General features: G+C 61.4%; 10 protein-coding genes. 5 read left to right on the forward strand and 5 right to left on the reverse strand.

Annotated features, from left to right (window positions below; genetic code table 11):
- Nucleotides 1-22 precede the first annotated feature (22 nt).
- Nucleotides 23-949 carry an oxygen-dependent coproporphyrinogen oxidase gene (hemF, locus tag HCG46_RS04765; protein ID WP_168684890.1) on the forward strand — a complete coding sequence of 309 codons (927 nt, stop codon included), beginning with the start codon at nt 23-25 and terminating at the stop codon, nt 947-949.
- A 1-nt stretch (nt 950) separates the two neighbouring features.
- Here the strand turns inward: hemF and HCG46_RS04770 are convergent, their stop codons facing one another.
- The 5 genes from HCG46_RS04770 to HCG46_RS04790 form a co-directional block, all read right to left on the reverse strand.
- The gene (locus HCG46_RS04770) at nt 951-2063 is read right to left on the reverse strand and encodes an HD domain-containing phosphohydrolase (RefSeq protein WP_168684892.1); all 1113 of its coding nucleotides are present in this window, start codon (nt 2061-2063) and stop codon (nt 951-953) included.
- A 108-nt stretch (nt 2064-2171) separates the two neighbouring features.
- Entirely contained in the window at nt 2172-3416 is a 1245-nt protein-coding gene (locus tag HCG46_RS04775) for a CCA tRNA nucleotidyltransferase (protein WP_168684894.1), read from the reverse strand.
- A 4-nt stretch (nt 3417-3420) separates the two neighbouring features.
- Nucleotides 3421-3681, reverse strand: coding sequence for a DUF6111 family protein (locus HCG46_RS28530; RefSeq protein WP_055655939.1), 261 nt, complete (start codon nt 3679-3681; stop codon nt 3421-3423).
- Entirely contained in the window at nt 3681-4331 is a 651-nt protein-coding gene (locus HCG46_RS04785) for a CoA pyrophosphatase (RefSeq protein ID WP_022998134.1), read from the reverse strand. Before HCG46_RS04785 ends, HCG46_RS28530 begins: the two co-directional genes overlap by 1 nt.
- A gap of 39 nt (nt 4332-4370) precedes the next feature.
- A complete protein-coding gene (locus HCG46_RS04790; protein ID WP_062487595.1) occupies nt 4371-4979 on the reverse strand; it encodes a DUF1285 domain-containing protein in 609 nt (202 codons plus the stop codon).
- A gap of 281 nt (nt 4980-5260) precedes the next feature.
- Here HCG46_RS04790 and HCG46_RS04795 point away from each other — a divergent pair, with 281 nt between their 5' ends.
- The 4 genes from HCG46_RS04795 to HCG46_RS04810 are packed head-to-tail and all read left to right on the forward strand — an operon-like array spanning nt 5261 to nt 12157.
- Entirely contained in the window at nt 5261-6280 is a 1020-nt protein-coding gene (locus tag HCG46_RS04795; protein ID WP_022998136.1) for a MoxR family ATPase, read from the forward strand.
- A 34-nt stretch (nt 6281-6314) separates the two neighbouring features.
- Nucleotides 6315-7250 (forward strand): DUF58 domain-containing protein, encoded by a 936-nt coding sequence (locus tag HCG46_RS04800; protein ID WP_022998137.1) that lies wholly within the window; start codon nt 6315-6317, stop codon nt 7248-7250.
- Nucleotides 7251-7253: 3 nt separating this feature from the next.
- Nucleotides 7254-10073: a DUF4159 domain-containing protein gene (locus tag HCG46_RS04805; RefSeq protein ID WP_168684896.1), complete on the forward strand. Its 2820-nt coding sequence runs from the start codon at nt 7254-7256 to the stop codon at nt 10071-10073.
- 8 nt (nt 10074-10081) lie between these two features.
- Nucleotides 10082-12157 carry a hypothetical protein gene (locus HCG46_RS04810; RefSeq protein ID WP_055655948.1) on the forward strand — a complete coding sequence of 692 codons (2076 nt, stop codon included), beginning with the start codon at nt 10082-10084 and terminating at the stop codon, nt 12155-12157.
- Nucleotides 12158-12266 lie beyond the last annotated feature (109 nt).

Below are 12266 nucleotides of genomic sequence, written 5' to 3' on the forward strand. Positions count from 1 at the left end.
CCCAACCAGTCCAGGCAGTCACATGAACGCACCCACACCTGAAAACCGCGGCGGTCCCATACCGGACGGCATCGAGGACAAGAAGGCAACCGCACCGGCCTGGTTCAAGGAGTTGCGAGACCGTATCTGCAGGGCTTTTGAAGACCTGGAGGACGAGATCGGCGATCTCGCCGGTCCGCTGGCCGACCAGCCGGCCGGGCGCTTCGAACGCACGCCCTGGGAGCGCACCGACAGCACCGGGGCAAAGGGCGGCGGCGGCGTCATGTCCATGATGCATGGCCGCGTTTTCGAGAAGGTCGGCGTCCATATTTCCACCGTACACGGTGAATTCTCGCCCGAGTTTCGCGGTCAGATCCCCGGTGCCAACGAGGATCCGCGCTTCTGGGCCTCCGGCATCAGCCTGATCGCTCACCCGCAGAACCCGCATGTCCCCGCGGTTCACATGAACACCCGCATGGTGGTCACCACCCGTCAGTGGTTCGGTGGCGGCGCAGATCTGACGCCGGTGCTGGACGCAAGGCGAACGCAGGACGACCCCGATACCGTTGCCTTTCACGAAGCCATGCGCGCTGCCTGCAACGCACATGATGTTGCCGACTATGATGCCTACAAGGCCTGGTGTGACGACTATTTCTTCCTGAAGCATCGCAACGAAGCGCGCGGCATCGGCGGCATTTTCTACGATTACCTCAACAGCGGAACCTGGGAAGACGATTTTGCCTTCACCAGGGATGTCGGCCTGGCCTTCTTGAACATCTATCCGGAACTCGTCCGCCGCAATTTCCAGAAGCCCTGGAGCGACACGGAGCGAGAGGAACAGCTGGTCCGCAGGGGCCGCTACGTGGAGTACAATCTGCTTTACGACCGCGGGACGATTTTCGGACTGAAGACCGGCGGCAACGTTGCCTCGATCCTCTCGTCCATGCCCCCCGTTGTAAAATGGCCCTAACTCAGAAGGCCGGGGTGCCTTTCACCTTCTGAGGCTGCCGGCTGACTTCACCAAAATCCCGATCGAGGACCATCTGGGCGAATTGCTTCAGCATGACCTGGTCGAGTTTCTTGCCCATCTCCAGCATGACGCCAATGGCAGCGCGAACCGGCATGCCGTCCTTGTAGGATCGGGTCTCGGTAAGCGCTGTGAATATGTCGCAAATGGTCATCAGGCGGACTTTTGGCGAGATCCTGTCTCCCTTCAGCCCATCGGGATAACCTGATCCATCCAGAAACTCGTGATGCTGGATGGCCATCTTCTTGATGTCGACCGACACTTCGAGCCGCGGTTTCAGAATCTCGCGACCGAACATGGGATGTTTGTCGATAATGGCGCGCTCGGCGTCCGTCAGCTTGTTGGCCTTGTCCAGGATGGTCAGCGGGATGCGCATCTTGCCGATGTCATGAAGCAGACCGCCGGCAATCACTTCCTGGCAATCCGCCTTGCTCCAGCCGAGATGCTTCGCAAAAGCCCCGGCGAGACCGGCCACCATCAGGGAATGACAATAGGTTCCACTGTGGTGAGATTGCACGGCTTCCAGCCAGGGTGAAAGTCCGTCAAGTGACAGCGACGACAGGATCTCCGCCGCCCCCTCGTTCATCAGGCTGATCTGGATGTTGGATCCTTCCGTTGCAGACAGCGCGATGCTTTCCAGGAAGGAGTTGCCTTTCCTGTAGGCCTCAAGTGTCTTCGCCGGAAGTCCCTTTGGAACGTTGGCAAGCGGGTCGTCGGGAATGATTGCCTTGAGTTTGCGCACCAGAATTGCCAGTGGCGTGTCACGCTCCATGATGTCGGTCTTGCCGAGCGCTGCCGCCTGGATCACTTCACGCCGGTTCTTCTTGGACACCAGGCAGATCACCGGGATTTCCGCAATGCTGGCCCAGGATTTCTTGAGCGCGGTCAGCCCCGCATCAGTCGCGTCCAGCAACTCCACGACAGCGACACGGCCATCGCCGACCGTCTTCGCAGACACCTTGGACATGTCGATCAGGCGCGCAGGAAAGAAGAACGGAAGTTTTCTGACCGGAGAATCGAGTGGAAGCGGGCCGTCTGAGATCAGGACAATTTCCATTCATCGCCTCATTGTATTCCGCACACGCCTTCTCACGACAAGTTAACCGGAAAACCCGCCCAACAGGAAATCACCATCACGATGTGACGCAATCTCAATAAGATTTCATTAAGTCGCAGCGCCTGCCCGCGTCAGCAAATCCTGTTTGGAGAGCGAAAAACCGCTGTCGCGCCAATCGGCCTCCAGAGCCTTGAGGCTATCCCCCAACGCGCGCCCGGGCGTGTGCCCGGCTGCAATCAGATCTGCGCCTTTGACCGGGAATTCAGGCACGGCAACCTCCCGCAACCGCTCCAGCAGCCTGCCAAAGATTTCCGTTGGATCTGATCCTTGCGCACGCAACCCCGCCCAGCGCCCCAAAAGGCCGTCGACCGCGCCCTGACGGCCGAATTGATACACCAAGTGCTCGGCTTCGGGCAGACCATCGGCCTGGCGAAGACATTTCATCGCCACCCAGGCGGTCCGCATCCGGTCCCTTTCGGCATTCGACAGCCGAAGCCGGTCGCTAACGCGCTCCACATCCTCGCGCACGAAACCGGCAAGCACCACCAGCCCGAGCTCCGGATCGGTCACATCACTTGCGGTGGCTTCCAGGCTGCGCAGGGCCAGGTAATCGTCGATGCGGGCAAGGCCGCCCGTCGCGATTTCCCATAGGCCGCAATCGTTCATCATTTTCAGCGCGGATCCTGCCAGAGGCGCACGCAGCAGCCGCCGCATCTCGTGGCCGATACGTTCTGCGGACAGATGCCGCAGGCCGTCCCGCTGGCGCAGGCACGCCCCGAGCCCGTCCGCATCCATCTCTCCGGCCCCGTAGGCCGCGTAGATCCGGAAGAAACGGAGGATGCGCAGATAGTCTTCCTGTATGCGCTTGTCCGGCTCACCAATGAAACGCACACGCCGGTTCAGACAATCGTCCAGTCCACCAAGCGGATCGTGCAATCGGCCATCGCAGTCGACATAGAGCGCGTTGAGAGTGAAGTCGCGACGTTCCGCGTCGCGCGTCCAGTTCCTGCCGAAAACGACACGGGCCTGACGGCCGAAGGTTTCCACGTCCTCCCGCAGCGTCGTGACCTCGTAAGGATAACCGTTGCTGACCACCGTCACCGTACCGTGGTCAATGCCGGTACCGACAGGTTTCAAGCCCGCGGCCAGCGTGCGTTCCATCACCGTTTGGGGCGAGGCAGTCGTCGCGATATCGACATCGGGAACAGGGTGACCGAGTAACGTGTTGCGAACGGCTCCACCGACAACGCGGGCTTCGTCACCGTCTTGCTCGATCGCCGCAAACACTGCCTGTATTCCCGGTGTTTTCAGCCAGTCCGCCTGTTGCAGGATCTGATCGGCAGTCGTTGTCATCGCGTTATTCGTACCGGCCCGGAACAAACACCCCATCGCGCATTTCCGACGGCCGCCAATTGGCCCCATCCGGTGCGTGATCGAAGGATGCCATGCCGACCAGGCCGGTAATGACCAGAACGAGGCCCACCAGCGTGAGCCACGCCATCGGCTTGGCAGACCACCGGCCAGGCTCGGTGTTGCGCTTGCTCAGCCACAGCCAGAGTCCGTAGGTGATGAAAGGAAGAAGGAAAAGTAACAGATGCAGTATGAACACACGAACCATCAGCGGTAGACCGTTTCGTACAAGGAGCGGATAATGCCCGCGGTGACGCCCCAGATATAACGTTCTCCGAAGGGCATTGCGTAGAAGTAGCGGCGTTTTCCCTGCCACTCGCGGCTGAGTTTCTGATGGTTCGCGGGGTCCATCAAAAAGCCCAATGGCACTTCGAAGACACTCTCGACTTCGCCGGGATTGGGCCGGAAGGCAGCACCGTCTTGAATGGTGCCAACCACCGGAATAACCCGGTATCCCGAACCGGTGAGATAGGGCGCCAGATTGCCGATCAGCTCGACGCGCTCCGGAGCAAGACCGATTTCCTCGTCTGCCTCCCGCAGCGCTGCTTCAACAGGTCCATTGTCAGTCGGATCGATCTTGCCTCCGGGAAGGGCAACCTGTCCGGCATGGGATTTCAGGTGACCGGTTCGCTGCGTCAAAACCACATTGGGCCCGTCGCTGCGTTCCACGATACCGATGAGAACTGCCGCATCGCGCGGAGGACCGTCCCACTTTGCATAGGGACCAAGGTCCGGATTGAGAATGTGGTCACCGGTCTCGCGTTCGATGTCGCGAAGCGCTGCATCATCCAGCCGCGTCCTGAACAGGGAAGTCCAGTGTGCGGAATCCGCAGGTGGTTTGGTCAGGAATGCAGTCATGCAATCGGGGTTTCCGGTCGTACGAAACAGTTCATTCGGTCAGTCCTGAACGCTCAGGAAGGCGGGATCTACCGAAAAGAACCGGCCACCGCTCCAGACCCCCATCCGGGTGCCGTCATCTGTTTCCTGCTCTTCCATAAGATCCGCCAGTTGATACATCAGCGCTCTGGTGAACAAGGCCTCCAGGCGCCCTCTGACGTGAACATAGGGTTTCAAACCGTCGCTGTCCGGTTCTTTTTCAAATCGAAGAGGATGGTCCGCACCAACGGCGACCAGATCACCGAGATTTGTCCGCAGCGTGAGCTGCTGCTCTTCCGCCTCGCCTTCCACCGCCATCTCGACGGCCAGAAGCGGGGCATCCTCCACGGTGATCCCGATCTTCTCGACTGGCGTGACCAGATAATGCCGGCCGTCCTCGTCCTTGCGCAGCACTGAGGCAAACAGCTTCACCAGAGGCATGCGGCCAATCGGCGAACCGAGATAATACCACGTGCCATCACGGGCAATGCGGATGTCCAGATCCCCGCAAAACGGCGGATTCCACTTCTCGACCGGAGGTGGTCCCTTGCCGCCTGTGTCCGCCCGGCTCATCAGTGCCTTTAAACCTTCGGGCAGTGCCCCGTCCGTTTTTGCGGTTGCCTCCGCCATGGATGTTTCGCCCTTGTCGTCTTCATCAAGGTACCGGAATTTTTGACAATTCCGCTACCGCCCGGATCTTCTTCGCCTGCTCCCGGCTTCCCGCAGGCCCGACCTTTTCCCCAAAGTGAGGAAAGATTCTTGGACCTTTCCACTGTATGGCGCACAATTGCGCCTTATCTACTGATTTATATGGTGTCAGACTGCTTGAGTCGCAGCAACAAAGGTCAGGGGTGTTGTTAGCCCCAGGGCCGGACAGGCAGTCGAAACGCAGATTGCGGGAAAGGTGATCCATGAGCGTTATTTCTCCCTCCAGCCCAAGCGAAGAAGATCTCGCCGCCGTCGCCGAACAAGCCGAACGCGCCGTCAACCGGATCAGCGATGCCAAGGTCGATATCGCCCGGATCATCTTCGGTCAGGAAAATGTGGTGGAGCAGTCGCTCGTCACCATATTGGCTGGCGGCCACGGCCTTCTTGTGGGTGTGCCCGGCCTTGCCAAGACCAAGCTGGTGGAAACACTCGGCACCGTTCTGGGCCTCGACGCCCGGCGCATCCAGTTCACGCCGGACCTGATGCCGTCCGACATTCTCGGTGCCGAAGTAATGGAACAGGGTGCCGACGGCAGCCGCTCGTTCCGCTTTATTCCCGGTCCGGTTTTCTCTCAGTTGCTGATGGCTGACGAAATCAACCGTGCCAGCCCGCGCACCCAGTCGGCGCTTCTGCAGGCCATGCAGGAGTATCATGTGACCGTCGCCGGGCACCCGCATGACCTGCCGCGCCCCTTCCACGTGCTTGCCACGCAGAACCCACTCGAACAGGAAGGCACCTACCCGCTGCCGGAAGCCCAGCTCGACCGGTTCCTGATGCAGATCGACGTGCATTACCCGGATCTTGAAGCCGAACGCCGGATCTTGCTGGAAACCACCGGTGCGGATCAGGCCAAGGCCCAGGTAGCCATGCGCGCGGAAGAACTGATGGAATACCAGCAGCTCGTTCGGCGCATGCCGGTAGGCGAATCCGTGGTGGAAGCAATCCTGAAGCTTGTGCGCTCCGCACGCCCGGACAACAGCTCCGCACCTTCCGATCTCACCAACCTGATCGCCTGGGGCCCGGGACCGCGTGCCAGCCAGGCACTGATGCTGACCGTCAGGGCCCGCGCGCTGGTCGACGGACGTCTCGCACCTTCCGTCGATGACGTCTTGGCTCTTGCCGAACCGGTCCTTCAGCACCGCATGGCGCTGACGTTCGCAGCCAGAGCCGACGGTCACACCGTTCGCGACGTCATTCGACGGGTCAAGGAACTGATCGCCTGATCCCCTCCCCTTAACCAGCCAGGAAGCCGACCGCATGGATTCGAGCAGTACTCAGGGCAGCAACCAGACAGGCATTGATGCCGATACCTGGCCGAACGTCATCGGCGAGGCCCGGTCGGTCGCGGATGCCCTGCCGGATCTGCTGGTCGAGGCAAGCCATGTTGCCAGTTCCATCATCGCCGGCTGGCATGGCCGTCGGCGTGCGGGCCCGGGGGAAAGCTTCTGGCAGTTCCGCCCGTTCAACATGGGCGAACCGGCAAAGCGCATCGACTGGCGCCGTTCCGCACGCGATGATCATCTTTATGTTCGCGAACGCGAATGGGAGGCCGCGCACACGGTCTGGCTCTGGGCAGATCTTTCGCCCTCCATGGTTTTCCGCTCCCGCCTTGCAGGTGTCGCCAAGCGCGACCGCGCCATTGTGCTGATGCTTGCACTTGCCGACATGCTGGCTGAAACAGGCGAACGGATCGGACTGCCAGGCCTGACAAGAGCCTTTTCCGACCGGCGTGCCGCTGAACGTCTCGCCGATGCACTCACCCATCTTTCCAAACCGATCGCCTATCCGGACACCACGGCCGTGCAAAGGTTTGCCGATGTGGTTCTTGTGTCCGATTTCCTGGACCCGATCGAGGAAGTCGCGGCATGGGTTGCCCGCGTTGCCAGCACGGGTGCGCGTGGCCACCTGGTTCAGGTGCTCGATCCGATAGAGGAAACCTTCCCGTTTGACGGCAGGGTCGAGTTCACAGATCCGGAAAAGGGGTTTCGGCTGACCGCCGGACGCGCGGAAAAGTGGCGCGAGGATTATCGCAACCGGCTGGAAGCCCACCGCGCGGAAATTCGTGACATCGCAAGGCGTGCCGGCTGGACATATGTCCTGCACCACACCGACCGTCCGGCATCCGAACCTTTGCTCGTGCTTCACAGTGCCCTGTCCGGTGCGCTGGACGTACTGCCAAAAGGAGGAATCTGACCCGTGTTCGCAGGATTGCCTCTGACATTCACCGCCCCCTGGATCCTGACCGCGCTGGCATTGCTTCCGGTTATCTGGTGGCTGTTGCGCCTGACACCGCCGCGCCCACGCGAAATCCGGTTTCCGCCGACCCGGCTGCTGATCGGCATCGATCAGCATGAGGAAACACCGCAGCGCAGCCCCTGGTGGCTGACACTGCTCCGCCTGCTGATGGCAGCCATCCTCATCATTGCCCTGGCCGGACCGATCTGGCGCTCCAGCGAACCGCTTGAAACCGGCGAAGGTGTCCTTTGGGTTCTGGTTGACAATGGCTGGACATCCGCAAAGGGATGGACCGCGCAGGTCAATGCAGCCGAGCAGATCCTGAGCGAAGCAGAACAGAGCGGTCAGCCAATCCTGTTTGCAGCCTCCGCCGAAGGCCCCGGCCAGAGTTTCACACCGGAGGCAGCAACAACGGCTCTGGAAAAACTGCGCGCACTTGAACCGCGTCCCTATCCGCCGCAGCGCGCCGAACTCAGCATCGGCCTGCGCAAGGCAGCCCAGGAGACACCGCCCGGTGCCGTGATCTGGCTGTCGGACAACACCAGCACCAAAGGTTCGTTTCTAACCGATCTCGCACAGATTTCCGGCACGGCTCCGATAACGGTCCTGACAGGTCTGGACACGCCCATGGGATTGAAGGACCTCAACAACGACGCCGACGCCCTGTCGTTGACCGTTGTGCGCCACCCGGACCAGAGACTGGGGTCCGCAACACTTCAGGCCCTCGATCTGAAGGGCCTTGTCCTTGGCGAAGTGCAAGCGAATTTTGACGCTGGCGCGACCGAAACACAGGCGCGCTTCGAACTGCCAAGCGAATTGCGCAACGACATTGCCCGGGTCGAAGTCACCGGTGAGGCCGCCGCGGGCGCCGTCCAACTGGTGGATGACAGCTGGCGCCGACGCACGGTCGGACTGATTTCAGGCCAGTCGGGTGATCTGGATCAGCCGCTGCTGTCGCCCCTTTATTATCTGGAGCGCGCCCTTGCGCCCTTCTCGGACATACGCCGCCCGCGCGATGCGGATATTGCCGACGCTGTACCTTCTCTGATCGAGCAGGGCATTTCCGTGCTGGTTCTGGCCGACGTTGGCCGGTTGCCTGAATCGACGACCGAGACACTTCGCGACTGGATTGAAAACGGCGGCACGCTTGTCCGCTTCGCTGGCCCGCGGACTGCGGGTGGCAGTGATGATCTCATCCCCGTGCGTTTGCGCGCAGGCGACCGGTCCCTTGGTGGTTCACTCAGCTGGAAACAGCCACAACACCTGGCAGACTTTCCGGAAGGATCGCCCTTCGCGGGCTTGCGGGTCCCACAGGAAGTTACGGTGACCCGGCAGGTACTGGCCGAGCCGACATCGGACCTGCCTGAACGCACCTGGGCCATGCTCGAAGACGGCACTCCCCTTGTGACGGCGGCTCCTATCGGTGCGGGGTCGATGGTGCTGTTCCACGTCACAGCGGATTCCTCCTGGTCGAACCTGCCGCTGTCTGGCGTCTTCCTGAACATGCTGCGGCGGATCCTGTCGGTCTCGAACGTGGCCGCCGCCTCTGAAACCGCCGAAGATGGCACGCCGGCAACGAGCGTGTTGCCGCCCTTGCGCCTGCTGGACGGTTATGGCCGTTTCGGCCCGCCGCCGGTAGAAGTCACGCCCGTGAACGCATCTGTTTTCCGGGATGCGGAAGCAAGCCGCAGAACACCGCCCGGTCTTTACGGCACGGAAGACGGCTTCCGTGCGCTCAATCTGATGCAGCGGGACGATGAGCTCCTGCCGCTCGACCTCTCGGCGCTGGGCGACCGAACCGTGCAAACTGCCTACCCGACCTCCGATCCCTTTGATCTGCGAGCCCTCTTCTTCACGCTGGCTTTCCTGCTGATGATCCTCGATACGATTGCCGTCTTCCTGCTGGCCGGTGGTCTGAGCCGTCTCGGCTTGCGCAGCCGCACCGCCGCCACGGCTCTTGTTCTGGCTTTCGGTGCAGGCCTCCTGGCCCCTGCCGGCATCGATCAAGCCAAGGCGCAATCAAGCTCGGATGATCTTCTGGCCTTGGAATCGACCCTGGAAACCCGCCTGGCCTACGTGCTGACGGGCAATCCGGAGATCGACGATGCAAGCTCAGCGGGGCTTTCGGGACTGACTCAATTCCTGTCGGAACGCACTGCGCTTGAACCTGGGGCACCGATTGCCATCGACATCGAACGCGACGAACTTGCGTTCTATTCCCTGCTCTACTGGCCGATTGATGCGGCTGCCGACAAACCGAACGATCAGACAATTGCCCGCATAGACACTTTCATGCGCAACGGCGGAACGATCCTGTTCGACACGCGCGATCACATCAATGCCTCGGCCAACGGCTTTGCCTCGACGCCGGCAACGCTGAAGCTGCGTGAAATCCTGGAAGACCTGGACGTTCCCCCGCTTGAGCCGGTGCCGCCCGATCACGTTTTGACGAAGGCTTTCTACCTGCTGGATTCGTTCCCGGGACGGTATGCGACCAGCCCGCTCTGGGTGGAAAGCCTGGAAGAAGTTGCAGCCAGGGGCGACCGGCCGGTGCGGGCCGGTGACGGCGTGTCACCGATCCTCATTACCGGCAACGATTTTGCCGCTGCCTGGGCAATCACCGAGGCAGGTGAGTTCATGTATCCGACGGTGCCCAACAATCCCATGCAGCGGGACTACGCGTTCCGTTCCGGGGTCAACATCGTCATGTACAGCCTGACCGGCAACTACAAGGCCGATCAGGTGCACATTCCCGCTCTGCTTGAGCGTTTGGGACAATAGGAGACTAGATGGTCTGGTCACTCGCCTTCGATCCCCTCGTTCCGCTCTGGGCCCTTGTGGCAGGCGGCGTTATCGCTGTTCTTCTCACCGCCTTTTCCGGCTTTCTGAATTTGCGTGGCTGGTTGCTGCGCACCCTGACAATGGCCTTGCTGTTGCTGGCGCTGGCCAATCCCGCTGTTGAGCGGGAAGACAGGGAACCGCTCTCAAGCGTCGTTGCTCTTGTCGTCGACAAGAGCCAGAGCCAACGCCTCTCCGATCGCCAGTCGACAACTGATGAGGCCGTGGAAGAACTGACCCGCCGCATCGGTGCCCTTGATGGTTTTGACCTGCGCGTTCTGGAAGCGCGAAACTCCGGTTCGGGCGATGGCACCGAGGCGTTCCAGACCCTGGCAAACGGCCTTGCAGACGTTCCGCCGGATCGGGTTGGTGGTGCGATCATCGTGACCGACGGGCAGATCCACGACATCCCCGGCAACGCAGGCGCCCTGGGGTTCGACGCCCCGGTTCATGGCCTTATCACCGGTACGGTTGATGAACGGGACCGACGCATCGTACTCGACAAGGCCCCACGGTTCGGCCTGGTTGATTCAGAGCAGATCGTCAGCCTGACTGTCGTCGACCAGGGCCGTGGCACAGGACCTGGCGACCAGGTGCGCCTGACCGTCAAACGCGATGGCGATGTCGTCACTGAACGCACGGCCCGGACAGGCGAGAAGATCGACATTCCGGTTGAGATCGCCCATGGCGGCAACAATATCTTCGAATTCGACGCCGAGCCGCTGACCGACGAACTCACGACGCTCAACAACCGGGCCGTTGTGACCATCGACGGCATCCGCGAGAATCTGCGTGTGTTGCTTGTTTCCGGGTCACCGCATGCCGGTGAACGCACCTGGCGCAACCTTCTGAAGTCCGATGCCTCGGTGGATCTGGTTCACTTCACCATCTTGCGCCCGCCGGAAAAACAGGACGGAACGCCGATCAACCAGCTTTCGCTGATCGCTTTCCCGACCCGGGAACTCTTCTCGGTGAAGATTGACGAATTCGACCTGATCATCTTCGACCGCTACGTGCGCCGCGGCGTTCTGCCGATGCTGTATTTCGACAATATCGCCCGCTATGTGCGCGATGGCGGTGCAATGCTGCTGGCTGGCGGTCCTGATTACGCCGAAGGTGGCAGCCTTTACCGCACGCCACTGGCGCCGATCCTTCCGGCCCGTCCGACAGGCACCATTCTCGAACAACCCTACCACGCCACCCTCGCCGACCTCGGCAAGCGCCACCCGGTCACCCGTGGGCTTCCCGGATCCGAACAGGACCCGCCCGCATGGAGCCGCTGGTTCCGCGTGGTCGACACTGAACTCGACGCCGGCCAGACGCTGATGTCCGGCCCGAGCGACACGCCGCTCTTGGTTCTCAACCGCGAAGGCGAAGGCCGAGTGGCCATGCTGCTGTCCGATCACGTCTGGCTCTGGGCACGTGGATATGAAGGCGGTGGTCCGCATGTTCCGCTTCTGCGCCGTCTGGCCCACTGGCTGATGAAGGAGCCGGATCTGGAAGAAGAAGCGCTGAATGTATCCATGCGCGGACCGGAACTGGTCATCGAACGCCAGACCCTGGGCGAGACCGTCGGGGAAGTCACGGTCGTCTCGCCGACAGGCGACCGGTCGCAGATCGTTCTGACCGAACAGGAACCAGGCCTGTGGCGTGGCGGCATGCCTGCCGGTGAAACCGGGTTGTTCTCGGTCACCGAAGGCGACATGAGTGCGCTGATCCACGTTGGGCCCCAGAACCCGCGTGAATATACCGACGTTCTTTCCACGACCGAGCCATTGGCCCCGCTCAGCGAAGCGACGGGTGGAGCGTCTGAGCGCTTGCGGGATGTCGGCGGAGACCTGACCGTCCCGCGCATTGTTTCGATGCGTCCGTCAGCGAGCTATGCCGGTAATGGCTGGCTGGGGCTGAAGGCCACTGAGGCGAGCGTCCTCAACGGCATCGACCGCTATCCGCTGATGATCGGACTGCTTGGTCTTGCGCTCCTGCTGGGTGCCTTGTCCCTGACCTGGTATCGCGAAGGGCGGTAGCTTTTGCGCCGACCACCCTCGCGGCGGTCGGCAATCCGCTTGAGTTAAGTATGAACCGATCTGTTGTGTTTGAGGCCCATCCTTCGAGACAGGCCTTCGGCCTTCCTCA

Origin of the sequence: Labrenzia sp. PO1, assembly GCF_012273635.1 — a bacterium.
GTDB classification, from domain to species: Bacteria; Pseudomonadota; Alphaproteobacteria; order Rhizobiales; family Stappiaceae; genus Roseibium; species Roseibium algicola.